Annotated in this window: 20 protein-coding genes and 1 pseudogene; 11 read left to right on the forward strand and 10 right to left on the reverse strand. The window is 63.3% G+C overall.

Going from position 1 to position 26463, the window contains the following annotated elements:
• The 7 genes from JWP26_RS01565 to guaD form a co-directional block, all read left to right on the forward strand.
• On the forward strand, positions 1-347 hold a 347-nt coding region (locus tag JWP26_RS01565), incomplete at its 5' end, for a nucleoside hydrolase (RefSeq protein ID WP_299722448.1).
• A gap of 26 nt (positions 348-373) precedes the next feature.
• Positions 374-1426 carry a BMP family protein gene (locus tag JWP26_RS01570; RefSeq protein WP_299722451.1) on the forward strand — a complete coding sequence of 351 codons (1053 nt, stop codon included), beginning with the start codon at positions 374-376 and terminating at the stop codon, positions 1424-1426.
• A gap of 54 nt (positions 1427-1480) precedes the next feature.
• On the forward strand, positions 1481-3025 hold the full coding sequence (locus tag JWP26_RS01575) for an ABC transporter ATP-binding protein (protein ID WP_299722454.1): 1545 nt from the start codon (positions 1481-1483) through the stop codon (positions 3023-3025).
• Complete coding sequence (locus JWP26_RS01580) at positions 3022-4122, forward strand: ABC transporter permease (protein WP_299722457.1); 1101 nt, start codon at positions 3022-3024, stop codon at positions 4120-4122. The genes JWP26_RS01575 and JWP26_RS01580 overlap by 4 nt, the downstream gene beginning before the upstream one ends.
• Positions 4119-5069, forward strand: a complete 951-nt coding sequence (locus JWP26_RS01585) for an ABC transporter permease (protein WP_299722460.1) — start codon at positions 4119-4121, stop codon at positions 5067-5069. The genes JWP26_RS01580 and JWP26_RS01585 overlap by 4 nt, the downstream gene beginning before the upstream one ends.
• The gene (locus JWP26_RS01590; RefSeq protein WP_299722463.1) at positions 5066-6928 is read left to right on the forward strand and encodes an adenine deaminase; all 1863 of its coding nucleotides are present in this window, start codon (positions 5066-5068) and stop codon (positions 6926-6928) included. Before JWP26_RS01585 ends, JWP26_RS01590 begins: the two co-directional genes overlap by 4 nt.
• A gap of 4 nt (positions 6929-6932) precedes the next feature.
• The gene (guaD, locus tag JWP26_RS01595) at positions 6933-8282 is read left to right on the forward strand and encodes a guanine deaminase (RefSeq protein ID WP_299722466.1); all 1350 of its coding nucleotides are present in this window, start codon (positions 6933-6935) and stop codon (positions 8280-8282) included.
• A 450-nt stretch (positions 8283-8732) separates the two neighbouring features.
• Here the strand turns inward: guaD and JWP26_RS01600 are convergent, their stop codons facing one another.
• Together JWP26_RS01600 and JWP26_RS01605 are read right to left on the reverse strand one after the other, a co-directional pair.
• Positions 8733-8930 carry an IS3 family transposase gene (locus tag JWP26_RS01600; RefSeq protein WP_299722469.1) on the reverse strand — a complete coding sequence of 66 codons (198 nt, stop codon included), beginning with the start codon at positions 8928-8930 and terminating at the stop codon, positions 8733-8735.
• A 62-nt stretch (positions 8931-8992) separates the two neighbouring features.
• Positions 8993-9322 (reverse strand): annotated as a pseudogene (locus tag JWP26_RS01605) (DDE-type integrase/transposase/recombinase); the annotation flags it as partial.
• A 943-nt stretch (positions 9323-10265) separates the two neighbouring features.
• Here JWP26_RS01605 and JWP26_RS01610 point away from each other — a divergent pair.
• From JWP26_RS01610 to JWP26_RS01625, 4 genes are all read left to right on the forward strand, one after another.
• Positions 10266-12437: an autotransporter outer membrane beta-barrel domain-containing protein gene (locus JWP26_RS01610; RefSeq protein ID WP_299722472.1), complete on the forward strand. Its 2172-nt coding sequence runs from the start codon at positions 10266-10268 to the stop codon at positions 12435-12437.
• A 399-nt stretch (positions 12438-12836) separates the two neighbouring features.
• The gene (locus tag JWP26_RS01615) at positions 12837-13886 is read left to right on the forward strand and encodes a helix-turn-helix domain-containing protein (protein WP_299722475.1); all 1050 of its coding nucleotides are present in this window, start codon (positions 12837-12839) and stop codon (positions 13884-13886) included.
• Between the two features lie 267 nt (positions 13887-14153).
• Positions 14154-17609 (forward strand): Ig-like domain repeat protein, encoded by a 3456-nt coding sequence (locus JWP26_RS01620; protein ID WP_299722478.1) that lies wholly within the window; start codon positions 14154-14156, stop codon positions 17607-17609.
• A gap of 59 nt (positions 17610-17668) precedes the next feature.
• A complete protein-coding gene (locus tag JWP26_RS01625; protein WP_299722567.1) occupies positions 17669-17764 on the forward strand; it encodes a hypothetical protein in 96 nt (31 codons plus the stop codon).
• A gap of 943 nt (positions 17765-18707) precedes the next feature.
• On the opposite strand, the gene JWP26_RS01630 is transcribed toward JWP26_RS01625, so the two are convergent.
• Genes JWP26_RS01630 through JWP26_RS01665 form a run of 8 tightly spaced genes read right to left on the reverse strand, consistent with a single transcriptional unit; the run spans position 18708 to position 26446 of the window.
• Positions 18708-19640 carry a succinylglutamate desuccinylase/aspartoacylase family protein gene (locus JWP26_RS01630; RefSeq protein WP_299722480.1) on the reverse strand — a complete coding sequence of 311 codons (933 nt, stop codon included), beginning with the start codon at positions 19638-19640 and terminating at the stop codon, positions 18708-18710.
• Complete coding sequence (rraA, locus tag JWP26_RS01635; protein WP_299722483.1) at positions 19637-20173, reverse strand: ribonuclease E activity regulator RraA; 537 nt, start codon at positions 20171-20173, stop codon at positions 19637-19639. The genes JWP26_RS01630 and rraA overlap by 4 nt, the downstream gene beginning before the upstream one ends.
• On the reverse strand, positions 20173-21123 hold the full coding sequence (locus JWP26_RS01640; protein WP_299722486.1) for an isoaspartyl peptidase/L-asparaginase family protein: 951 nt from the start codon (positions 21121-21123) through the stop codon (positions 20173-20175). The genes rraA and JWP26_RS01640 overlap by 1 nt, the downstream gene beginning before the upstream one ends.
• Positions 21120-22643, reverse strand: coding sequence for a carboxypeptidase M32 (locus tag JWP26_RS01645; RefSeq protein ID WP_299722489.1), 1524 nt, complete (start codon positions 22641-22643; stop codon positions 21120-21122). The genes JWP26_RS01640 and JWP26_RS01645 overlap by 4 nt, the downstream gene beginning before the upstream one ends.
• Positions 22640-23671, reverse strand: coding sequence for an ABC transporter ATP-binding protein (locus JWP26_RS01650; RefSeq protein WP_299722492.1), 1032 nt, complete (start codon positions 23669-23671; stop codon positions 22640-22642). The genes JWP26_RS01645 and JWP26_RS01650 overlap by 4 nt, the downstream gene beginning before the upstream one ends.
• Positions 23668-24654, reverse strand: a complete 987-nt coding sequence (locus JWP26_RS01655; protein ID WP_299722569.1) for an ABC transporter ATP-binding protein — start codon at positions 24652-24654, stop codon at positions 23668-23670. Before JWP26_RS01655 ends, JWP26_RS01650 begins: the two co-directional genes overlap by 4 nt.
• Positions 24654-25502, reverse strand: a complete 849-nt coding sequence (locus JWP26_RS01660; RefSeq protein ID WP_299722495.1) for an ABC transporter permease — start codon at positions 25500-25502, stop codon at positions 24654-24656. The genes JWP26_RS01655 and JWP26_RS01660 overlap by 1 nt, the downstream gene beginning before the upstream one ends.
• Positions 25499-26446 (reverse strand): ABC transporter permease, encoded by a 948-nt coding sequence (locus tag JWP26_RS01665; protein WP_299722498.1) that lies wholly within the window; start codon positions 26444-26446, stop codon positions 25499-25501. The genes JWP26_RS01660 and JWP26_RS01665 overlap by 4 nt, the downstream gene beginning before the upstream one ends.
• Positions 26447-26463: the final 17 nt, after the last annotated feature.

A 26463-nucleotide genomic window follows, 5' to 3' on the forward strand; every position in this document is an offset into this window, starting at 1 on the left:
AGGTCGACGGCTTGTTCGCGCCGTTGGCCGATGGCCCGGAAAAGGCCTTCTCCCAGGCGCTGGCGCGGCATGCCCGCCAGACCATTGCCGGCTATGGCGGCGGCGACAATTTCCGCTTCGTCGATCCACTGGCCGCTGCCGTCGTGATCGATCCGAGCATCGTCACCGGCTCGATCCGCGCTTCGGTCGACGTCGCCCTGGCACCGGGTATCGCACGCGGCATGACCATCGTCGACCCTTCCGGACGCCTCGGCACACCGATGGTGACACTGGTGGAAACCGCCGATCTTGACCGGCTCATCGCGCTTTACGCCGCCTCTATCGCCTACATCCCCAACAAGCCTTGAAAACAAATCCCAACAGGAGTGCGTCCATGTCGTCCAGAACCTTCTCCCGCCGATCCTTTACCGGCCTTGTCCTCGCCGCCGGCCTGATGACTTCGGTCTCCGCCCAGGCCGTGATGGCGCAGGAATATACCGAGGAAAATCCGCTTAAGGTCGCCCTCGTTGTGCACGGCAATCTCGGCGACAAGAGCTTTTTCGACAGCGCCGCTGCTGGCCTCAAAAAGGCCGAGGACGAACTGCCGGTCAAGATCACCGTGATCGAAGCTGGTTACGATCGCGGCCGCTGGCAGCCTGCTTTGGCCGACGCCACCGACCAGGACTATGACGTGATCATCGCCGGCACCTGGGAAATGACCGGCTTCATGAGCGAACTGGCGCCCGAATATCCGGACACCAAGTTCATCATTTTCGACGATGCTCCCGATTTCTCCGGCGGCGCCTTCCCCAATATCCTGGCGCTCAACTATCGCGTCTCCACCGCTGCTTATCTGGCGGGCTATGCCGCGGCCAAGGTTTCGACTACCGGCAAGCTGGGTGAAATCCTCGGCGTCGAAGGCACCACGGTCGTCGAATTCGCGCTCGGCTTCGAGCAGGGTGCCAAGGCCGCCAACCCCGATATCCAGGTGACCCGCGCTATCGCCGGCAGCTTCGATGATCCGGCAAAAGGCAAGGAACTGGCACTGGCCCAGTTCGCCCAGGGCATCGACGTGGTGTTCCCGATCGCCGGCGGCACCGGCATCGGCGCGCTGCAGGCAGCGCGTGACGAGCATAAGCTCGCAGTCGGCGTCGACAGCGACCAGGCCGCCATCTTTGCCCCGACCGATCCGGCCCAGGCCGAGGTCATCTTCACCTCGGTGGAGAAAAAGGTCGGCGACTCGCTCTATACCGCGCTCAAGGAAACCCTGGCCGGCACGGCGCCTTATGGCACCAACCTGATCCTGGGCTTGGCCGATGGCGCCGTGGGCATCTCCAAGAACGAATACTACAAGAAGCTGGTCCCCGCCGATGTGCAGGCCGCAGTCGATGCCGAGGAAGCCAAGATCAACTCGGGCGAAATCGTTGTCGATACTGGCATGAAATAAGCCAGACGGCCCCGTCTTTGCGACGGGGCCATTTGCCTTTGGGGATCGAACAGCATGGCACCGCTCCTTCAAGCCGTTTCGGTCGGCAAGACCTATCCCGGCGGCACCGTAGCCAATGACGGCGTAAACCTCTCGGTGATGGCTGGCGAAGTCCACGCCGTCGTCGGGGAAAACGGCGCCGGTAAATCCACGCTGATGAAGATCCTGTTTGGCATGGAACAGCCGGACCGGGGCGAATTGCTGCTTGACGGCAAGCCAGTGCGTTTCGCCAATCCGCGCGAGGCGATCGACTCTGGCATCGGCATGGTGTTCCAGCATTTCTCGCTGGTGCCATCGTTCTCCGTCTACGAAAATATCGTGCTCGGCTCCGAGCCCAAGGCCGGCATCAAGTTCGACCGGGCCAAGGCCATCGCGGCAGTACGCGAACTCTCCGAGCGCTTCCGCCTCAACGTCGATCCACTGCCTCCAGTCGGTCAATTGCCGGTCGGTCAACAGCAGCGCGTGGAAATTCTCAAGGCGCTCTATCGTGACGCGCGCATTCTCATTCTCGATGAACCGACGGCAGTCCTGGCGCCCCAGGAAGTGGCCGAACTGTTCGTCGCCGTCCGCTCGCTGGTCGAACAGGGCCGCACTGTCATCTTCATCGCCCACAAATTGCCCGAAGTGCTGGAGATTTCCGACCGCATTACCGTGATGCGTGCCGGGCGCACCGTCGGCGAGGTGATGGCCAAGGACGTCACCGAGCAGAGTCTGGCCACCCTGATGGTCGGCCGCGAGGTGGCGCTGCGGGTCGATCGCGCCAAGCGCGAGGGCGAGCTGGTCTGCGAGGTCAAGGCGCTGAAAATCGTCGGTGAAAACGGCGCCACGCTGGCGCAGGATTTGAACCTCAAGGTGCATGGTGGCGAAATTCTCGGCCTCGTCGGGGTCGAGGGCAATGGGCAGGCCGAACTGCTCGAAGCCGTAGCGGGCCTGCGGCCCATCGCCGATGGCGTCGCCTATCTCAACGCGGAGAGCCTGGGCCGCATGAGCGTGCTGCAGCGTCGCGCCAAGGGCCTGGCCAGCATTCCCGAGGACCGCATTGCGCAGGGCCTAGCCACCGGCGCCAGCGTGGCTGAAAATCTGGTTGCCACCAAGCTGGCCGATCCACGCTTCGTGCGCCATGGCCTGCTCGATCTCAAGGCGATCAAGGCCCATGCCGAAAAGCTGATCGAACAATTCTCGATCCGCGTCGGCGGACCAAAATTCGCCGTCGGCACGCTGTCTGGCGGCAATATGCAGAAGGTCGTCGTGGCCCGCGAACTGGCCGAGCAGCCCAAGCTGCTGCTGGTCAACCAGCCGACGCGCGGCGTCGATCTGGGCGCCACCCAGTTCATCTGGCGCTCGATCACCGATGCGCGCGATGGGGGTGCGGCGGTGCTGCTCAGTTCCGCCGATCTGTCCGAACTGCTGGCGCTATCGGATCGGCTGGTGGTGTTCTATCGCGGCAGAATTGTCGCCGCCTTCATCAATTCCGAGGAGCTCAGCGCTGAAACCCTGGGCACCTATATGCTCGGCCTCGCCCAGCAAGAGCCTGAAACCATGAGGGCAGCGCTACGATGAGCACCACCTCCCCTTCCCGCTGGACCGCCATCGGCAAGGAGGCCGGCCGCGCCGCGCTGGCCCTGGTCATCGCTCTGATCGTGGCGCTGGTGGTGATCCTCCTGACCTCGACCGAGCCGGCCAAGGCCTTCGCCACGCTGATGACCGGTCCGCTCTCATCCAACCGCACTATCGGCCTGTGGATCGACGATGTCGCCAAGCTGACGCTGACCGGCCTCGCCTTCTCGCTGGTGTTCCAGGCTCGCCAGTTCTCCATGGGCGTGCAGGGCCAGGTCTATATGGGCGGGCTGTTCGCGGCGCTCGTCGCCATGTCGCCGCTGGGCGGCACGGCGTTCGCCATTCCGCTGGCCATGATCGCGGCAATGATCGCCGGCGCCGCCTACGGCATCATTCCGGGCTATGCCAAGGCCAAGTTCGGCGCCAGCGAGATCGTCTCCTCGCTGATGCTCAACTACATCGCCATCCTGATCGTGAACTTCCTCGTCCGAGCCTATCTCGCGCCCGCCGGCAGCGGGCAGTTGGCGACGCAGAAATTCCCTGACGCCGCGATCTTTCCATCCATAATCCCGGGCACGCGGTTCGATCTGGGCATCGTCATCGCGCTGGTCACAGTGGTGATCGTCTGGTTCCTGCTCTACCGCACCGCCTGGGGCCTCAAGTTGCGCCTGGTCGGGCACAATCCGAAATTCGCGGAATATTCGGGCATTCGCGCCAACGCCATCATGGTCAGTGCCATGACCGCGTCAGGCGCCATTGGCGGTCTGCTCGGTGCTGTATTTGTCGAAGGCCGCGCTTTCGGCAATCTCTCGGTGGATTTCGACGGCAACCTGGCCTTTGAGGGCATCTTAATCGCCATCGTCGCCCGCTCGCGCCCGCTGGCGGTGCCGATCGTCGCACTGTTCTACGGCTATCTGCGGCAGGGCGCGCAACTGATGGGCCTGCGCACCGATGTGCCCAGCGAAATGATCGGCGTGGTGCAGGCCATCATCATCCTGCTCGTGGCCTCCTCGTTCAGCCTGCCGGGCAAGAAGGCACTGGGCCGCCTGTTCGGTCGCGAGCGCTCCCCCGCTGCCGCAATGCCGGGAGAAGCCAAATGATCGAACTCCTGCTGACGGTCTTCTCCGCCACCTTCTTCGTCACGGTAATCCGCACCACGACGCCATTGCTGTTCGCCACCTTGGGCGGGCTGATCTCCGACCTGTCCGGCGCACTCAACGTCGCGCTCGAAGGCATCATGCTGATCGCGGCGCTGACCGCCGTCATCGTTTCGGCCTATGCACCCTGGTATGTCGCAGTGCTGGCCGCGATGGCGGCCGGTGCCCTGTTGGGCAGCCTGATGGCCTTCTTCCATCTCCGCCTCAAGGCCGACATCATCCTCGTCGGTTTCGCCGTCAATATCCTGGCCTCGGGCGGCACGGTGTTCGCCCTATCCATGGCCACCGGCGGCGACAAGGGGACCTCGATCAACCTGGTATCCAAAGCGGTTCCCGGTGTTGATCTGTCTTTCCTCAAAGCCATTCCGGCCATTGGCCCAACGCTGAGCCAACTGCTCTCGGGCCACTCGATCCTGAGTTGGCTCGGGGCGCTGACCGTGTTCCTCATCTGGTATTTCCTCTACCGCACGCCCTATGGGCTGTGGCTGTGCGGCGTCGGCGAATATCCGGCGGCGCCGGAAGCGGCCGGTATTGCCGTCGGCAAGGTGCGGGCCTGGAGCCTGATCGCCTCGGGCGCCCTGGTTGGCATCGGCGGCGCCCAACTGGCCATGTTCAACTATATCGGCTTCACCCGCGACATGACCGCCGGTCGCGGCTTCATCGCCCTGGGCGCCGTGCTGCTGGGCGCCCGTCACCCAGTCGGGGCGATGCTCGCGGCCCTGCTGTTCGGCGTGTTCGAGGCGCTCTCCATCGTCATGCCGAACCTGTTCAACTGGATCCCCAGCGAAATGATCCAGACCATTCCATTCGTCGTCACCATCCTGGCGCTGGTCCTGTTCAGCTATCGCGCGCAACGGGCGCGCCAACTCAAGACGTTGAGCAAGCCATGAGCCGACCCGATGATCTGATCCTCAATGCCGCCGATGAAGTGACGATCCGCCAGCACCTGCTGCTGGTGGCTCTGGGCAAGGAGCCGGCCGACCGGGTCATCGAGGTGGGCCGCCTGCTCGCCGTCCACGCCAACCACTGGCTGGACAATCAGGAGATCGTCATCTCCGGCCGCCGCATCGCCTATGTCGGCCCCATCGGGTCATATCGCGGCACCGTCGGGGAACGGGTAAAATATCCGCATCTGTCCGCCGTGCCCGGCTTTGGCGAGGTGCACAAGCATATCGAATCCACCCATCTGACGCCCGAATTCGAGGCGGCTCTGGTCATCCCGCGCGGCAATACCTGGACCTGCGAGGCCAGCCACGAATTCGCCAATGTCAGCGGCAGCAGGAATACCGAGTTCTGGCAGAAGGCCCGCCTCGCCGGCTCGCCGCTCAAGGTGTTCATCCAACCCGGCAGCGCCGTTCCCCCCAGCGCCTGGGAGGAAAGCGGCGGTTATTACGGGTACGACGAGCAGAAGCAATTCCTGCGCGACGAGCTCTCCGTCACCGGCCTCGATGAGGTGATGGACTGGCCCTCGGTCTGGGACCCAACCAATCCCGGATATGCCCGCATGTGGGGCATGATCCGCGCCACCTTCGAGATGCGTGGCGTGGTCGAGGGCCATGGCAACGGCCTGACCGACCTGCATGATATTTCGGCTTTCATGGCGGCCGGCCTCAGCTCCGACCATGAAGTGTGGGCGCTCGACGAAACCTGGGACCGGCTGATGCTGGGCCTGTTCACCGAGCTGCGCGCCTTCTCCTATGATGCGATCCTTCCGGGCCTCATCGAGCGCGGCCTCAAGGACTGGTCCAACGTCGCCTTCACCACCGACGATCGCAGCGCCTGGGACACGCTCAAGGACGGCGCGACCGACCACAATGTGCGCCTCGCCATCCACTATGGCATGAGCCCCGAAATCGCCATCCAATGCGCCACGATAAACCCGGCGCGCCACATGCGGATCGACCAATGGGTCGGCTCCATCGCGCCCGGCCGGTATGCCGATATCGTGCTGCTGGACGATGTGCCGTCCATTTCCATCGCCCATGTCTATGCCGATGGCGAACTGGCCTCGACCGGCATGGACTTCACCGGCCCGATGCCGAAGATCGATTGGCCGGACTGGGCCAGCAAAACCATGAATATCGGTCGCGTGCTTGCGCCGGCCGATTTCGCCATCAAGGCCGAGCCGGGGCGCGAAACCATGGAAGCCGCGATCCTCAAGCCGTTCCATTGGGACGCGGACTATCTGGTCGAAACCCTGCCGGTGGCAAACGGCGAGGTGCAGCGCGATGCCGCCCGCACCATCACCAAATGGTCGCTGGTCGACCGCTATCGCGGGGATGGCGCTATCGCATCGATGTTCTGGATCGGCTGCGGCCCCGAGGATGCCGATACGGCTTTGGCCTGCTCGGTTGCCCATGATAGCCACAATGTCTGGTGCATCGGCTCGTCGGATGAAGCCATGGCGCTCGCCGTCAACCACTTGCAAGGCATGGATGGCGGCTGGGTGCTGGTGCACAAGGGCGAAGTCGTCGCCACCGTGCGCTTCGAAATCGCCGGGCTGATGACGGCGCGACCGGCCGATGAACTCGACACTGAAATGGCCGCCTTCCTGCGCCGCGCTGACGAGGCCACCTGGATGTACCAGCCGGCGGCGATGAACCGCTGGAAGCCCGGCTTCCCCGAATTCCTGATCTTCGCCACGCTGACCTGTTCGCCCTGGCGCTGGGTGCTGGTGGCGCCGTCCAAGCTTGCGCCGAACGGCTTCGTCAACGTGCAGACGGGTGCCACACACCCGATCGTCTGGTAGCGCCATGGATGTGCGCGGCCGCGCTATCCTTGGAACATTCTTTCACGCGCCCACGCCGGTCGCGCTGGAGGTTCTGAGCGATGTGCTGATCGAGGTCGATGCGGGGGGTGTCATTACCAGCGTGCTGCGCCCCACCGATCCCGCCTACGCCAGAGCCGTGGCAGACCTCGGCGAGGCCATCATCCGCTTGCCGGCAGGTCATTACGGCGTGCCCGGCTTTGTCGACCTGCACGTCCATGCCCCGCAATATCCCCAGCTCGGCCTGGCGCTCGACGAGCCGCTGGAAATCTGGCTGCAGAAATATACCTTCCCGCTCGAAGCACGCTATGCCGACCTCGATTTCGCCCGCGAGCGTTACCAAGTGCTGGTTGACGACCTCATTGCCGGCGGCACCACCACCGCGCTCTATTTCGCCACACAGGACCGCGAGGCAAGCAAGCTGCTCGCCGATATCTGCATCGCCAAGGGCCAGCGCGCCCTTGTCGGCAAGGTGGTGATGGACGATCCCGCCGCCTGCCCCGACGATTATCGCGATGCCAGTGCCGCCGCCGCTGTTGCCGATACCCGCGAGGTCATCGACTATATCCGCAACCAGAAGGATAATGCCGACGCCCGCGTGCTGCCCGTCATCACTCCACGCTTCATTCCGTCCTGCACGGACGAAGCCTTGGCTGGACTGGGCCAGCTTGCCGCCGAATGCGGCTGCCATGTGCAGACGCATTGCTCGGAAAGCGACTGGGCGCATGGCCATGCGCTCACCCGCTATGGCGTGACCGATGCCGAAGCATTGGACGGCTTTGGGCTCCTCACGCGCAAGTCCGTCCTCGCGCACGCCAATTTCCTGACCGAGCCGGATATGGACCGGCTGGTGGCGCGCGGAACGGCCGTGGCACATTGCGCGCTATCCAATATCTACTTTGCCAATGCCGTCTTTCCGCTCCGTCTGGCGCTGGAAAAGCACCTCCATGTTGGCCTGGGTACCGACATTTCCGGCGGACCCAGCGCCTCCATGTTCGAAGCCTGCCGCAGCACCGTGCAGGCCTCGCGCTTGCTCGAAGACGGCGTCGATCCGGCTTTGCCCGCCGCCGCTCGTGGCCGGCCGCGATCCCGCATCGATCTCGTCACTGCTTTCTACCTCGCTACCACCGGCGGCGGTATCGCGCTCGATTTGCCGATCGGCGTGCTGGCGCCCGGCTATCGATTCGACGCGATCCTGATCGACAGCACGGCTCGCGGAGGCAATATCAGGCTGTTCGACATGAACGAACCGGCCGCGATCTTCGAGAAAATCCTTTATGGCGCCAGCCGCGCCAATATTGCCCGGGTCTGGGTCGATGGCCGCCAGTTGCGGTAAGCGGGATCGAATCCGCCAAGCCACTGCGGCGCCCCAAGACCTGTGGTGCTTACGGCAGCAACGCCGAGCCCGGGCCACTATCCAGGCAGCCTCATGGCCTGGGATACGCGGCGCCGAAGCTCGCATCTCGGATCAGAGATATGGCGGGGAGCTATTTCTCGGTCATATGTCCGGTCGATCAGAGCTGCCAGGATCACACTTGGTGGGTCCGGTGGGGCGTTAGCCCACCGGCCTTTGGTAGAAGGTTTGCTTCGGCGGAGATGCCTTGAGGCTGTCGCTTTGCAGATCCCATCAACAACCAGGTCGAAGGCACCAACCTGCCCCGCGTCACGCCTGAAACGATGGATGCGATCCTCAATTCCAATCCATTTGAGCATTGGTGGAAGGGCGACAATCCACTACGCGGCTAACCGCTGTGTCTGAGCTGCTGCCGGTTCGGTGGACAGGCGGTTAGGCTTGCTTAGCTTGCTCTTCGTCGTCCACGGGGCTGAGGTAGCCCAGTGTCGAGTGTGGGCGCCTCGGGTTATAGAAGCGCTCGATATAGTCGAACACATCGGCCTTGGCATCGTCCCTGGTGCGATAGACCTTGCGGGCGGTGCGTTCGGTTTTGAGCGAGGAGAAGAAGCTCTCCATCGCCGCGTTGTCCAAACATTGCCGGACCGGCTCATCGAGCAGGTAATGCCGTGATCGGCCATCAGCCGCTGGAACTGCCCGGATGTGTATTGGCTACCCTGGTCGGAGTGGTGCAGCAGGCTGTCCGGCTTGCCGCGACGCCAGATAGCCATGATCAGGGCATCGGTCACCAGTTGAGCGGCCATCGATGAACTCATCGACCAGCCCACCACCCGGCGGGAGTAGAGGTCGAGCACCGCCGCCACATAGAGCCAGCCCTGGGCCGTCCAGATGTCGGTGACCCGAAGGGCCGCGCAGCGAACTCGGCGATCCACTTCTGGTTCGGCGCCGACGCCACGAACGACCGGTCCAGGATGTTGGGCGAGACCGCGTGGTGCTGCCCACCATCCTTGGGCAGTCCGCGCCATCGCGGCCGCGCCCGCAGGCCTTGGCGCTCAGCCGCTCGATGCGATGCAGACCGGCGTCGAGCCCTTCGGCCAGCACGTCGTGCCAGACCCCACCGGCGCCATAGGTGCGATCGCTTCCGGCAAAGCTGGAAGAGCTGCCCAAAAACACTCGAGAGGGATGGCACGGGAGGTACACCGACTGGCATGAAACACCATTGATCACGGATAACGACTGGGGCTCTGCTTATTATGAAGGACAGAGGTATTGGACCTCCCCGGGTATCGGCGACTACCTCAACAAGTACGGCTTCCCCGTTCCTCTGGAACCTCGATGGGAGACTTTGGCCAATCGTGCCTTATCTACGCCCGGCAACTTCTACGCCTACGGACGAATTGGCCTGATAATCTTCGTCCGGATGAGTTTTGGGTGATCTACGCCTACAACGGATAGGGCATTTGCAGGCTCGGGCAGCAAGCTGCCAGCCCGCTTCCCACGTCCTAGCTGTCGGACTGCCTTCGACCCCATCTCAGTCATTAGCTGTCAGGTTGCAGTATCCCAAAAGCAGCCATTAGCCTCCGGCCCTCAACTGAAGCTCTGCGCGCCTTTGCGGTCTTTCATCCGAACCGTGCGAATCCCAGAAGGGGAAACGTGGCGCGGTCTGCAGATCGGGGGATGACGCCCCTTGCAATCGTCAATGACGGAGCGTCGAACGGCCGAGTAACGCCATGTATTCGATGCCGATTGCTCCGGAATGCAACTGACTGGCGGCTCGGTACGTCGGCAACGACGCCAGAGACAAAATGCGGCAACTCTGGGACGAATCGGCGCTCAAAGTCAGTCCGTCGACTCTTGTCGGCGTGATACGAGGTGGCAGTGTCCACCGATCTGCGTGTTGTTCTCGCGCAAAAGCCGCGCATCCGTCCTGATTGCTGTCACGCATAGAGGCGTGGCGAGGGTTAGTTTATGTCCGCACTATTTTCGATACCAGTTGCCGCAGTTCTGCTGATCGCAGCACCCGCGATTGCACAGGCTCAGAGCTTCACCATTCAGAATGGCCAAACTGCGACCACCACGCAGACGATGGCCGGGCCGTCTGATGTTGGCATCGTCGAACAAGGTGGCGCGATCAGCACCACCGTGAATTCTCAGTCTGCTATCGTTTCCAGCGGCGTGAATGCCACGATCACCAATTACGGGACGATCTCCACCACGGGTTCCGCTGCCCGCGCAGTCAGGGTCACTGGTGCTGGCGCCAAGGTCACCAATTTCGGGACGGTGTCGACCTCAAAATTACGGGGCGAGGCTTTCGTTTTGAATGGCGCAAACAGCTCCATCGAGAATTTCGGCCTCATCACCACGGCCAGGGATTACGGAAATGGCGTCACCAGCACGGGCAATGACACCACAATCGCCAACTATGGCACGATCAGCACGGCTGGATTGTTTGCCAGTGCGATCTATAGCGCCGGCGACCGGGCTTTTATCGTCAATGACGGGCTGCTGTCCGCCACAAGTTCGAACGCCAATATCGTTCTTGTCGAGGGAGCCGACACTGTTTTTGTCAACAACGGCGACATCAAAGGCGTCTCCACCTTTCTCAGGGGGGTCGCCGCATCGGGGGACCGATTCAAGTTCATCAATACTGGTTCTGTTGCCGTTAGCGGGACGTACTATGGCGTGCTGATGGCGGCCAACGACGGCGAAATCTGGAACTCAGGTTCCATAAGAACGACAGGTAACGATACAGTCGGCGTTCTCTTGGATTTTAACACCTTCAATTCACGCGTGTTCAACTCCGGCACGATTGCCGCAAGTGGCCAGAACGCCATCGCTCTTCAATCCTACGGCAACGGCGACATCATCACCAATAGCGGCACCATTTCCGCGCAGGGATCGGGCAGCCTTGCTCTGGATTTCCAGGGCGCCAACAGCACCCTCAACCTGCTGCAGGGTTCATCCATCGAGGGCCTGATCGGCTACGCGCCGGGCGCTGCCAGCTCCGGCACGCTCAATGTCGCCAATGGACTGAGCACCGTCCTGTCCTTTTCTGGCGCGGTGCCGGCCAACGTCAACACCAATGGCATGGTGACCAGCGTCGATCGGCCCGGCCTCAGGGTCGTCACCGCCGATGTCTCCGCCGTGCAAGCGAGTGGCGTCGGGTTGAGCGCCATGATCGATGGCGTTTTCAACGCCCTGCAGCAGAACAGGAGCGGCAGTTCGCACTCCGCTCCGCTTGAACCCGCCGCCTATTTTGCTCGCCCAGCGGAGCCGGAAGCCTTCGCGTTTCTCGATGAGACGCAAAGCGTCGTCAGACCACGCGCCTGGCTGAATGCCTTCGGCGGCCTCAGCACGGCATCCCTCAACGCGGGTACGCAAGCCAGCAGCCGCTTGGGCGGGCTGGCAGTGGGGGTCGACGTGCCATTGGGTCAGTCCGATACGGTCGGCATTTTTGGCGGCGCGGCGAAGGGCCAGACCTCGGCCGGAAGCACGGATATCGGGGAAGAGTCCGGCTTTGCCGGGCTCTATGGCAGCCATCAGTTCGATGACTATGCGCTCGACATGGCGCTGGTCTTTGGCGGCACGCACTATACCAGCACCCGCTCGATCCTGGACAGCACGGCGCCTGGCGGCGTTGCCACGGCGAGCGCCGACTACAATGGCTTTTTCGTTTCGCCCGAGATCGGGCTGGGACGGCAGTTCGACGTAGACGGACAGGCCATCGCGGTGCGCGGAGCACTGCAATATGCCGGCCTGTTCGTAGATGGATATACCGAATCCGGATCGGTGGGAGCACTTTCCCTGGACCAGCGTAGCGCCCAGCAGGTGACGGCAAAGGCCTCGATCGCCCTGCCGCTGCTTGTCTATAGCGACGCCGATATCACCACTCGCCTGACGCCGCGACTGGGTGTGGACGTCACCACGCAGTTCGGCGACCAGATTGTGACGGGCACCTTGGCGGGCACGCCCATCAGTCTCGCTGGCAATTCAGGCCCCAGCCTCAAGCTGTCGGCCGGTGCCCAACTCGAGCATCAGGTGTCCGACAGGTGGTCGCTCATTGCTGACCTGGAGGGCAGCATATCGTCAGGAAATGTCTCAGCCGGACAGGCGAGTCTGGCATTGAATGTCAAATTCTAGAAGCAGATCTCTTTCACGGCGGTCGGGGGCTACCTGCAATTGAACGACAGCTAATCTTAGGTGAACCCACGAAAGCTGCTGACCAGCTTACGGCTCCGGACGAGAAAGTCACCAAGCGTCCGCAGTGGTGATGCCATCGCCAAGAGCCGACAGACCGCCTCCCACCCCCATATCGGCTATCACCTGCGTCTGGTTGGTTGGCAGCTCTTGGAAAATACTGGCGCCACCCGCGATGGCTCATCGCCGAGCCGCAGTATTTGCTGATCCAGACTGAAAGAATTGAACACCGCTTTCTGCCAAAATCCACGTGAACCCCTTTCGTACATCTGCCAATTTTGCAATCTTGTCCTCCGACGAGACGGCCCTCGCGCCAGACCCCAAAATCCAGGAGTTGTCGCGATGACTGACGAAGCGGCGCCGAGCCAGACCATCCGTGCCGCCGATCTGACGCGCGAAGACAACTACGATCAATGGCGGGCCGGGCTAGCCAGTTTGTTCGAGGCTCGCCCTCTCGATGACAGCCTCGATACGTTCAGTGCCGACCTGAAGACGTTCAACCTTGGCAATTTCCTGCTCGGTAACTCGCGCGCTTCGCCGCAGACGTTCGCGCGTGATAGCGGCCTGGTCTCTGCCGTCGGCATCGATCACCTGCTGATCCAACTCTATGTTTCGGGCGATTGCGACTTCAATGTCGAAGGCTATGAGTCGCGTGGCAAGACCGGCGACATCGTCTGTTTCGATCTGTCCCGCCAGATGCGGTCGCGCACCAGTAACCTGGAAACCGTCAGCATCGTCCTGCCCCGGCAACTGGTCCGCCTGCAGCCCTCGACCTTCGATAGTCTGCATGGTGCGGTGCTGGATGGAGAGAGCACGCTCGGCATCCTGCTGCGCGAGCATCTGTTGTCCCTGTCCAAAGTCGCGCCGCGTCTGTCGCAACCCGACGGTGCGCTCGCCACCGAGGTGGCGGCGGTGATGATTTCCGCCGGGCTGTCTGCGGCAGCGACGGGCCGCGCCTCCGAGGCCGACCTGCTCGGCACGGCGCTGCAGGCCATCCAGATGTTCATCGAGCGCAACATCGCCGACGATCGTCTTTCGCCCGAGTCGATCATGCGCCATTTCGGCCTGTCGCGATCCGCGCTCTATCGCACCTTCGAACCCCTTGGCGGCATTGCCGACTACATCCGCGAGCGCCGCCTCAATCGCGCCTTCCTGCAGCTATCCTCGGTCGGCGGCGGACGGGGCGTCGTGTCCAAGCTCGCCTATATGAACGGATTTAATAGTGAAGCCGCCTTTTCCCGCGCTTTCCGCCAGCGCTTTGGCATGACGCCAAGCGACGCCATCGCCGAGGCGGGACGCCGGGCGGCCGAAAAACGCCATATCGTCGATGCCGACGAAAACTGGATGCAGGTTTGGCTAGGCGGCCTCGGCGCCTCGAGCAACGGCGTCTGAGACGAAACACGGCAAGTCTGGGATGAATCGGCGCCTGAGGTCGGTCCGTAGCAACTTCTCGGCGTGCTAACGAACTGGGCGGCATCGACCTCCTGGGGGCATAGTTTCGTGCGGTTGTTGACTCGGTTCGCTTCTATAGCGCGCGTGTGCGTTCTTGCCTTTTGCCTGGCAACCGCGTTTTGCCTTCCATCACTGGCGCAAACGATCCGAGGATCGACTCCTCCAGGTTATTCGGACTTCCAGGTCGCGTTCGGCGAATCAACGACGTTGGTCGCCACCTTTTTTTACGAAGCCGGGCTGGAGTGGGACCGGGGCGGGGTCTCGTGGACCGTTTATCCCAATGGTGCGGGCCCGAAGGAAGGCATTACCTGCGCCAATGGTCCGAGCCAGAACATCAGCAGGTACACAGCGTCCAGCAGTTGCAGCGTGGTGACCAATTCGACCGTCGGTATCTTCACCGTGACGGCCACGGTATCGGGCGGTCCTGTCCTGACCTATCAGATTCGTAACTATGCCAATGTCACGCTGGTCTCGGGTCCGTTGGCAAACGGCACGCCCGGCGTGGCGTATAGCGGCACCATTCCCGGCCAATTCGGTTCGCAGCCGCTGACTTATAGCGTCAGCGCGGGTGCGCTGCCGTCCGGCATCGGTCTGTCGAGCAGCGGCGCTCTGTCGGGTCGGCCGACCCAGGTTGGCACGTTCAATTTTACTGCGTCCGTCCTGGATAGCGGCAATATCTATGGCCAGCGCAGCACTGCGACCGCGCCATTCTCGATAACGATCGATCCGCCAAGCCTTGTGCTTTCGGCCCCGACGCCAGCCGGCGCCACTGTCGCGACGGCCTATTCGCTGCAATTGACGGGTGCCGGCGGAGTGACCCCATATCGATATACCGTCAGCGCCGGCGCGCTGCCGCCAGGGGTGTCGCTCAACGCAACGTCCGGACTGATCAGCGGCATTCCGACCGCAAGCGGGACGTTCAATTTTACCGCCCAGCTCGGCGACGCCACCACCGGCACCGGAGCGCCTTTTTCAGGCACCCGCAGCTACAGTATCTCGGTGGACAAGGCCGCGACCAGCCTCAGCCTGCCAGCCATCGCGGCGACGGATATCGCCAATACGGCCACCTTCACCGCCTCCGTCACGCCAGCCGGCGCGACAGGTACAGTCAGTTTTTGGCTGAATGACGTTGGGCAGCCCGATGCGACAATCTCGGGGGGATCCGCATCGTTCACGACTGCCGCGCTGCAGCCCGGTAGCTACACGGTCAAGGCGCGCTACAACGGCGATGGTAATTATCTGCCCAGCAGTACGCTCAGTACGCCTCACACGGTCAATCGCGGCACGGCGCCGGTGAGCATCACGGCACCATCGGGTGAAGTCGGTCCGGGAGAGCTGATCGGCGCGCAGGTCGCACAAGCGAACGCGACCGGCCAGATTACCTTCGAGCTTGATGGCGCGCCGCAATCTCCCGCTCAGACGCTGGATGGCACTGCCGCGGCCAGCTTTGCCCTGCCGCAATTGGCGCCCGGCCAGCACAGCCTTGTCGCGGTCTATGGCGGCGACAGCACCTATGTCCCCGCGCGCTCGCCGGCAGTCAGTTTCGTCATCCGCCGCTTGAACACACCCGTTGCAGTCATTGCGCCCAGCGGCGAAGTCAGTCCCGGCGACGCGATAGACGCGCAAACGGCGGAGGCGGATGCGACCGGCCAGGTGACGTTCGAACTCGATGGCGTGCCGCAATCACCGGCCCAGCCCTTGGGCGGTAATGGCCGCGCCAGCTTCACCCTGCCGCAATTGAGCCCGGGCCAGCATAGCCTCCTCGCCGACTATGCCGGCGATAGCACCTACCTGCCGGCGCGATCCACGGTGATCACTTTCGTGGTCCGACGCGTCAACGCTCCGGCGACGGTGATCGCGCCACCCGGCGAAGTCAGCCCCGGCGACATTATCGACATGCAGATGGCGCTGGCGGATGCAACCGGCCAAGTGACGTTCGAGGTCGACGGCGTGCCGCAATCGCCAACCCAAGCCCTGGACGGGAGTGCTCGCGCCAGCTTCACGCTGCCGCAACTGGCGCCCGGCTCGCACAGCCTTCTCGCGGCCTATGGCGGCGACAGCATATATGCGCCGGTACGATCGGCAGCGACCGATTTTGTCATCCGCCGCATAGTCACACCCGTGAGCTTGACCGCGCCCTCCGGCGAAGTTGGCTCGGGCGATTTGATCACCGCGCAGATGACGCAGTCGGACGCGACCGGGCAGATCACCTTCGAACTTGATGGCGTGGCGCAATCCCCGGCGGGAAACATTGACGCCAACGGCCGCGCAAGCTTCACCCTGCCCCAACTGTCGCCGGGCTCGCACACAATCGTGGCCAACTATGGCGGCGATAGCACCTATGTGCCGGCGCAATCGGCGCCGATCAGCTTCGGTTTCCGCAACACCGCAAGCGTGACACTCCGACAGGTCACCGGCGGCAGCGACGCCACTTTCGCATTTACCTCGGCAACGCCGGAGCTCAATGTGTCGCTGACGACAAGTGGCGGCACGGCCCAAACGCAGGCCATCGCGCTCCTTCCCGGCGCCTATTCGGTGACGGCAGCCGATATGATTGGGGCGGGGTTGACGTTGAACAGCCTGAGCTGCACCGACGCCAATGGTTCGGTCGATCTGGCAAGCCGCACGGCTACCATTCAGCTCGACATCGCCGAGAATGTCGTCTGCACCTTCTCCGCCGCCAATTCGTCCGCCGAGACGCAGCAATATGTCGAAAAGCTCATCGAGACCCGAGCCGCCGTGTTGCTGGCCAACCAGCCGAACCTGTCGCGTCGCATCGCGCGCTTCAACGCCACCGCGTCGGCGGGCAATCCGGTGGATTCCCTGATGGGCTACCTGCCGCAATTGATGGGCGGCGGCCAGCAGAAGGTGCAGGCATCGCTCGCCGCCATCGAAGCGGCGGCCGGCAATGCCCAGCCCAACCAGTTCGACGTCTGGATCGACGCGACCTTCGGCCTGCTGCAGGCCAACGCGGTCAAAGGCAATTCAACGGTTGCAACCGTGGGCGCCGACTACCTGTTGACGCCGGACTTTCTCGTCGGTGGCTTCGTGCAGTTCGATGCCGCGTCGCAACGCTCTGACGTGAGCGCCGCGACCGCCGATTCCAGCGGCTTTATGGCGGGCCCCTATGTGACCGCCAAGCTGAATGAACAGCTCTACCTCGATCTGTTGGCCGGCTTTGGCGCGGCCACCAACCGCGTTAGCCCGCTCGGCACCTATAGCGACACCTTCAATTCCACCCGCTATCTGCTCAGCGCCACACTGTCGGGCCAGATCGAATGGGACCAGTGGACCGTCATGCCGCGTGCGCAACTGAGCTATTTCGAAGAAACCGCGCCCGGCTATACCGACGGGCTGGGCATCGATGTCCCGGGCTCGACGGTCGGCATGGGTCAAATCGCTGTCGGACCGGGCGTCAGCTACCGCTTCGTTTCGGACGGCCAGATCACCCTGGATACCGGCCTGCGCCTCGACGCCGTGCTCAACCTGACCGATATCGCCAACCTGGGTGCCAACCAACCCTATGGCCGCGTCGAAACCAACCTGACGCTCGGCTTCGGTGGCGGGGCCACATTGGGTCTGTCCGCCACTTACGACGGCTTGGGCGCCTCCTCGCAGAAATCGCTCAGCGCCAGCGGGAACTTACGCATCCCTGTCCGATAGACGAAGGCGCGTTCTATATCCAGCCCGACGCTTCAAACTGCGGCGGCATCACCGGCTTCCTGCGCGTCGCGGCGCCGGCCCGCGAGGCCGGCCTGCCAGTGTGCAGCCATGGCATGCAGGAGCTTCATGTCAGCGTCGTCCCCACAGCCCAATAGAGGCTGGGTGGAGGCACATAGCTTCGATCTGAACACCTACGCGACCCGCCCAATGCCACTGCCCGACGGCCTGGCAATTGCCTCTGACACGCCTCGCATAGGCATCGGGTTCGACTGGGCCGGGCTGTGCAAAGCGACGGGCCTGGCCCGAGGCTTAAAGTCGACGACAGCCCTGCCGCTGGGCAACGCCGACAGCCATGACGCAAGAAAGCCCCTGGCCGCATGAAGCGCGCCAGGGGCACCGAAAGGAAGGGCGTGACAACAACCGACGGTAAAAAAACAATGCAAAACCAATGCTATGGTTCCTTCACGTTCTTATCCGTCTCGCCTGAGGCTCGAAGCGACAACTCAGTTCAATCTATTCCGGCAGCGGAAAGCCACCAGTTGGAACTGTAGTGGCGGAGGGACTGTTAAATGTACGGAGAACGCTGATGGCCTTCCTACCGTGGATTTTGAGCCGAGTGATATTCCGCCCCCGCCAGCATCGTGCCGCCCGATGGCCCGGAGCCCGATACCGACCCATTTCAGTTTCCGGCCCGATCCAGACGTTCTTCGTCTCGATCGCGCGATTTTTGACCTGTCTCCAGAATTCGTCGTCATGCGGCAAGGTGCTTGGCGGGCGGCAGCCGACACTTTCAGACAAACGGCTCATTCAGGAAGATAACTGGTCTCTCAGGTACTTCATGCCGTTAGCCCCGACCCGTCTAAGAGCGGACAGATCGGTATCCACCCCAATCATTAACCGGGATGAACGAAAGTGACCGGCCGTAGTCGCCCCCCAGCCCGCCGTTCGAGGATAACTCAGCAATTCCCGAAAGCTGTCTTTCGTTGCCGCAGGGCAATGTCGGCTTCGTGCGCTATATCAGGCATTGCGCCCGCTCGGGCGTTCTCGTGAAGACGGACAATTCATGCCGACTCTCCTCCTCTGGTCAAGATCAGTCCCTCACTCCACCAGCGGCGAGCCGATACCGAGCAGGGCTTCGCCCTGGTTCACGCTGAGGCTGGTCATGCGGTAGACGACGATGCCGGCTTTTTCGGAGCGAATGGTGGCGAGGACGACACCGAAGACGTCCCGGATTTCGCCGAGGACTTCACCGGTCTCAACGGTTTCGGCGATCTGCTTGGCGGAATACCAGAGGCCATCCATCGGCGCGGTCGGCACCCACATGGTGACGAAATCCGGCGTTACCTGCGGCGCGGGTTTGACCGGGCCGTCAATCATCCCAAGATGCAGCATCACGCGGGCGATGCCATCCGTCAGTTCGCCAACCAAGGCATTATCCCAGAGGCCATTGCCGCTCATTTCGGGCAAGAGGCTGGGGATACCGTGCTGGACGGCGCCGTTGATGGAATTGGTCTTGCCGTCCGAGGCGATGGCGATCTTGATGCCGAAGGCCGTGGCGAGAGCTTTCGAGCCGGCGTCACCGCGCGGATAGATGGTGAAGGGCAGCAGCGACTCGTCGAGATCGCCGCCATGCAGGTCGAGATAGGCGTCGGCCTGCGGAAACACGGTATCGCTCAGCCAAAAGGCGAGTTGCTCGCTGAGCGTGCCGTCAGGCTTGCCAGGGAACTGGCGGTTCAGGTTCTTGCCGTCCTCGGGCATGATGTAGATGCTGCGCTTGCGAAAGCCCTGCATGTTCAAAATGGGCAGGATGACCAGCGTACCCTTAAGGCTCTCTGGCTTGGTCTGCTGCAGGCGGATCGCCGCCTCGATCGAGCAGAATTCGGACGCGTGCACCCCGGCAGTGACCAGCAGGACCGGGCCGGGCTGGGTGCCTTCGATCACCGTGAACGGAATATCGATGCCCGGTAGGGGCTGGACATAACCCTGTTCGAGCCGCGGCGTGCCGGTGCGGAAGGACGGAAGTGCGTTCATTGTTGCGGGTCCGGATATGAGAGGGGCGCGGCGGGCGATATGGTCAGATCGAGTTCGGTGCGGCTGACGATGACGCTATCGACGTCGGCATAGACCCAGTCGCCGAGATTGAACGTCGCCCCACCGATGGTCAGGGCGATGTCGTTGGTGGGCACGATCGGGACCCAGCCGCGACGGGCAGTGGTGCCGAGTGCCTTGACGCCGATATCGAGATCTTCCATGCCTAGGCTATCGCGGATGACGCCATTCATGACGACGCCGGCCCAGCCATTGTCGGCACCGAATTTGGCGAGGCGATCGCCCATCAGGCCGATGCGCAGCGAACCCTGGCCATCGACGACGAGGACGCGACCGTTGCCGGTCTGCTGCAGGGCCGCAAGGACTGGAGTGTGGTCTTCGAAGGTGGCGAGCGTAACACAGGGGCCGAAGAAGGAGGCATTGGCGCCGAAGGAGCGGAACTGCAGTTCGCAGACCTGCAGGGCGGCGTGGTGCACGTCGTAAATGTCGGCGGTAACGATGGCTGGCTGGTGCATCAGAGGGAGACCGTGGTGACCTCGGCATGGGTGCCCACTGAAAGATTGCCATCGGCATCGATCCAGCCGCGAAACATGCCGTCGGTATTGAAGGGAGCGGCGATATTGCCGTAGGCATCGATCGAGACGATGCCGGCGCCGATACCGTAACTCGCCAGATCCGATTTGATAACCTGGTCGGCAGCGGTGGCTAGGCTTTCGCCGAGATAGGCGATGCGGCTGGCGATCTCGTGGCCGACGGCGTGGCGAATGAAGAACTCGCCTGCCCCGGTGCCGGAGACGGCACAGACGCCGTTGCGGGCATAGGTGCCGGCACCGATGATCGGCGTGTCGCCGATACGGCCTTCAGGCTTGTTGTTGTAGCCGCCGGTGGAGGTGCCGGCCGCCAGATGGCCGGCACTATCGAGCGCGACAGCGCCGACCGTGCCATGCTTTTCGGCTTCGGATGCGGCTTTGAGCGTGCCTTCGAGCGCCTTGGCCTTGAGGCTGGCGAGCGACTTCACGCGGCGTTCGGTGGTGAAATAGGATTGCTCGACCATGTCGAGGCCGGACCGGGCGGCGAAATTGTCGGCTTCCGTGGCACCCAGCATGACCGGGCCGCCCTGTTCCAGCAGCGCTCGTGCGGCGCGGATGGGATTGCGGATGCGTCGGACGAGGGCGACTGCCCCTGCCCCCAGATCGGCGCCGCGCATGATCGAGGCGTCCAGTTCGTGAATACCCGCGGCATTGAGCGCCGCGCCGTGGCCGGCGTTGAACTGGGGCGAGTCTTCCATGACCACGATGGCCGCCTCGACCGCGTCGACCGCGGAACCGCCGGCGGTCAGGACGCGCCAGCCGGCACGCAGGGCTTCGGCCAGGTCGCGGCGGGCATCGGCCCAGTCGGCCTCGGTGAGGTCGAGCTTGGCCATGACGCCGCAGCCGCCGTGGATGGCGATGACGGGGCGGGTCACGATGTGGCCGTGAGCGCTGCGACCTTTTGGGTCAGGTCGGCGATGTAAGGCGCGGTGTCGAGGCCGCGACCGGTCACACGTTGCAGGGTTTCCGCAGGTGAGGAGGAGCGGCCATAGCTATAAATATTGTCCGTCAGGAAGGTCTTGAGCGGGGCGTAGTCGCCGCTGTCGAGACCAGCGGCGATGGCGGGGTTCTTTCGCGCGGTGGCGAAGAATTGCGAGCTCATGATATTGCCCAGCGTATAGGTGGGGAACGAGCCGACATAGCCGTGTGACCAGTGCACGTCCTGCAGCACGCCCAAGGTGTCGTTGGGCACCGTCAGGCCGAAATAGGTCTTCATCTTCTCAGCCCAGATGCCGGGCAGGTCCGCGACCTTGATCTCGCCCGCCATCATGCCCGCCTCGATTTCCGAGCGCAGGATGATGTGGAGGTCATAGGTCAGCTCGTCGGCTTCGACGCGGATGAAATCGGGGCGGACCTGGTTGACCGAACGCCAGAATTCGTGGGCGGTCACGTCGCTCAACTGCTCGGGGAAATGGGACTGCAACTCACCGAAGTGCAGGTCCCAGAACGAACGCGAGCGGCCGACGCGGTTTTCCCAGAGGCGCGACTGGCTCTCGTGCATGCCAAAGCTGGTGCCGCCAACAGCGTAGAGATTGATCAGGTCGGTAGCAAAGATCGAGCGGGTATAGTCGGGCGCAACGCCCTGCTCGTACATGCCGTGGCCGGCCTCGTGCCAGAGCGCGAAGAACCCACCCGGCAGCCAGCTTTCGCGGAAGCGGCTGGTGATGCGCACATCATGGCGGGTGAAGGAAATTTCGAAGGGGTGCACGGTGTCGTCGAGGCGACCGCGATTGAGATCGTAACCCATGCGCTGAGCCATGGCGAGACCGAAGGCCTTTTGGCTCTCGATGGGGTAGGACCGGCGGAGGAAATCGGTGCGCGGCGGTGGGGCAGCGGTGGCCTTTTCGATCAGCGGCACCAGGGCAGATTTCAGGCTGCCATAGATGGTCTGCAACTGCGCCAGCGTCATGTCCGGCTCGTAGCCGTTGAGCAAGGCGTCATAGGGATGCGCGGCGAAGCCGATGGCCTGAGCGGTCTCGCGCTGGATGGCGATCATGCGCTCGAGCACCGGGGCATAGCCGGCAAAATCGTTAGCGGCGCGGGCCTCGACCCAAGCCATGTTGGCGCGGGTTTTGAGTTCGGCGGCTTCGCCGATCAGTGCGGCGGGGACGCGGCTGAGGATGCCGATTTCCTTGGTCGCCTGTTCGACCGCGCGGTGGCGGATATCGCTGGCGGGCACTGTCGCCAGTTCAGCGCGGGCCCCGTCGAGCGCGCGGGCCATGGCGTCACCGGTGGCCAATTCGCGGGCGAGGCTGGTCAAGGTCGAAACTTGTGCCCCACGCGATTCAACGCCGCCAGGCGGCATGACAGTGCGCGAGTCCCACGCGAGCAGGTTGACGGTGCAGAGGATGTCGTTGACTTGCGCTATAGCGGCTTGGAAGGCGGAATAGGTCATGAAATGGCTTCAAGGTTCTGGAGGGACGGCGCGCCGAAATCGGTCAGATGACATGCGGCCTTGTGGGCAGGAGTGCGATCGCTCAGCAGCGGCCGTTCGGCAAAGCAGCGGTCGAAAGCGTGCGGGCAGCGGGTGTTGAACAGGCAGCCCTTGGGCAGGTTGATCGGGCTGGGGAGTTCGCCGCGCGCCGCCACGGTGCGGGTGCGCTTGGTGGGATCGAGCTCGGGCGCGGCGTCGAGCAGCGCCTTGGTATAGGGGTGACGTGGGGCGGAAAATAGCGCCTCGGTCGGCCCGATCTCGACGATCTTGCCGAGATACATCACGGCGACGCGGTGCGAGATATGCCGGACCAGGCGCAGATCGTGGGCGACGAAAACCACGGTCAGGTTCAGTTGTTCCTGCAATTGCAGCAGCAGGTTTACCACCTGCGCCTGCACCGAAACGTCGAGCGCCGAGACCAGTTCGTCCGCGACAAGCACGTCGGGCTCCACCGCCAGAGCGCGGGCAATGCCGATACGCTGGCGCTGGCCGCCGGAGAATTCGTGCGGGAATTTGTCGGCGGCGTCGCTGGGGAGGCGGACGAGATCGAGCAGTTCGGCGATGCGAGCGGGGATTTGTGCGCGGGGGCGCATTTTGTGGACGGCCAGCGCCTCACCCAGGATTTCGCGCACCCGCATGCGCGGATTAAGCGAGCTATAGGGGTCCTGGAAAATCATCTGGACGCGGCGATTGAAGGCGCGGCGATCGGCACCTTTGAGATCGGCGATATCCTCGCCTTCGAAGCGGACGCGGCCGTCGTCGCAATCAAACAGGCGCACGAGGCAGCGCGCCAGCGTGGACTTGCCGCAACCGCTTTCACCGACAATGCCCAGGGTTTCACCGCGATTGATCTGGAAGCTGACGCCATTTAGGGCGTGTACGGCCAGGCGTGGCTGGCCGGTCAGGCGTCGCCAAAGGCCGTGGGGAATGTGGAATTCCTTGCTGACTTCCTCGGCTGCGATCAGCGTTTGGGACAGGGCGGCGTTCATACGACGGGCGATCCGGCGGCGGCAACTTCACGGTGGTGGTGACAGGCAACGAGGCGCCCCGGGGCAAATTCGGCGAGCATGGGGGTCTCCTTGCGGCAGATGTCGGTAGCGAAAGTACAGCGCGGGTTGAACGAGCAGCCGGGCGGGATCGAGGCTAATCCCGGCGGCGTGCCCTCGATTGACAGCAGCAGGGTGCGCCCTGCCCCGCCGCGCGGCACCGAACCAAGCAGGCCGCGCGTATAGGCATGGTGCGGCTCGGCGAAGACATCGACGACGCTGCCGGTTTCGACGATGCGGCCGGCATACATTACCGCCATCCGATCGCAGGTGGCGGCGACGACGCCGAGATCGTGGGTGACGAGGACGACGCCCATCTGCAGCTCGTCGCGCAGGTCGAGGATGAGCTTGAGAATTTGGTCCTGGATGGTGACGTCGAGAGCGGTCGTCGGCTCGTCGGCCAGCAGCAGTTTGGGGCCACTGGCCAGCGCAATGGCGATCATGACGCGCTGGCGCATGCCGCCGGAGAACTGGTGCGGATAATCCTTGAGGCGGCGCGCCGCTTCGGGAATGCCGACCAAATCCATCAGCTCGCGGGCGCGGGCGGCGCGCTGGCGACCATCGAGCGCCGTATGGGCACTCAGATTTTCCTCGATCTGGATGCCGACCGGCAGCACCGGATTGAGCGCCGTCATCGGCTCCTGGAAGATCATGGCGATTTCGCCGCCGCGCACCTTGCGCAATTCGCGCTCCGGCATGGTGAGCAGGTCGCGGCCCTGCCATTTGACGCTGCCAGCCACCGTGCCCGGCGCATGGACGAGACGCAGGATGGAATGCAGCGTCACGCTCTTGCCGGAGCCGGACTCGCCGACGAGGCCCACGACTTCGCCGGGCATGACTTCGAAACCGACATTATCGACGGCCTTGACCCAGCCATTCTGCGTGCGGAAGCTGGTGGTGAGGTTGCGAACTTCGAGGGCCGGGATCATTTCTTGGTCCTCAGCAGTTCGGCCAGACCGTCGCCGACGAGGCTGAAGCCGAGCCCCGTGACCACGATAGCCACGCCGGGGAACACGGAAATCCACCAGGCGGTGTTCATGAAATTCTTGCCGTCGGCGATTTGCACGCCCCATTCGGCCGTGGGCGGCTGGGCGCCCAGGCCGAGGTAGCCGAGGCTGGAGCCGAGCAGGATGGCCAGCGCCATGTCGGTCATCCAATAGACCAAAGCCGGGGTGATGGCATTGGGCAGCAGATGGCGGAAAATGATGCGCAGCGGGCGATACCCCATGGCGCGGCCGGAATGCGCGTAATCGAGGCGCTTTTGCACCTGCACTTCGGTCGCCACCAATCTGGCATAGAAGACCCAGCCGACGACGCTGACCGCCACATACATGTTGATCAGGCCGGGCCCCAAGACGGCGACGATGGCGATGACCAGCACAAGGAACGGGAAGGTGATGATGGCATCGACCACGCGCCCGAACAGCGCATTGACCCAGCCGCCGGCATAGCCGACCAGCGCACCGATAAAGGTGCCGAAGACAAAGGGGAACAGCGTCGCGAAGACGGCGATCTGCATGTCCACTGTATAGGCGTGAATGACGCGGGTCAGCACATCGCGGCCAAAACTGTCGGTGCCGAAGGGATGCGCCATGGTCGGCGGCTGCAGCAGCGCATTGTAGTCCATGGCTGCGGGGTCATAAGGGGCGAACAGCGACGGGAAGAACGCGACGATCGTGCTGAGGCCGATGATGGTGCCGCCAAAGACCAGGGTGAATGGCAGGCGGAGACGGGCGCGCCGTTTGGCGACGGGAGCGGTTGCGACCAGGGTCATCGGGCCACCCGCGGGTCGAGCCAGGCCTGGGCGATATCGGTGAGGAGGAACGTCAGCGACACGCAGACGGCGAGCGCCAGCGTCATGCCCTGCACCACTGGATAGTCGCGGCCGTAAATACTGTCGATCATCAGCCGCCCTGCCCCCGGAATGGCGAACACGGTTTCGGTAATCACCGCGCCGCCGAGCAGGGTGCCGATGGAGAGGCCGAACAGCGTCACGGTTGAAATCAGCGCATTGCGCAGCACGTGGCGGATCATGATGAGGCGGGGACGCAGACCCTTGGCGCGGGCGAAATCGACATATTCGGCGCCGACGACGCCGATGATGGCAGCGCGCAGATTGCGCATCAGGATGGCAGCGAGGCTGAGCGCCAGGGTCAGCGCCGGCAGGATCAGGTGATGCACATGATCGAGGAAACCCTCGCCATAGCCGCCGACGGGAAACCAGCCGAGCTTGGCGCCAAAGACGGTGAGCAGGATAATCCCGAGATAGAACACCGGCATCGACAAGCCTACCTGAAACACGCCGCGAATGGCATTGTCGGCCAGCTTGTCGCGCTGGAGAGCGGCGAGGAAGGCCAGTGGCAGCGCCAGGATCAAGGCGATCACGGCCGCCATCACCGTCAGCATCAGGGTCACGGGCATGCGCTGGGCGATCAGGTCGGCAACCGGGATTTTCAGCACGATGGAATTGCCGAGATTGCCGGTGGCGATGGATTTGACGAAGACCAGGAACTGCACGAAGACCGGCTGATCCAGACCCAGTTCGTGATTGATCCGATCGACGTTGGCATCGATGGCGCGGTCGCCCAGGATGGCGCTGGCGGGATCACCGGGCAGCAGGCGGACCAGTACGAAGACGACAATGATGATGAAGGCGAATGTCGGGATCAGCTGGAGGACGCGGCGAAAAATATAGGGGACCAGCAACAAAAAGCTCACTCCGCATCCCAGGAAGG

The organism is Devosia sp. (assembly GCF_028290435.1).
Lineage (GTDB): Bacteria > Pseudomonadota > Alphaproteobacteria > Rhizobiales > Devosiaceae > Devosia.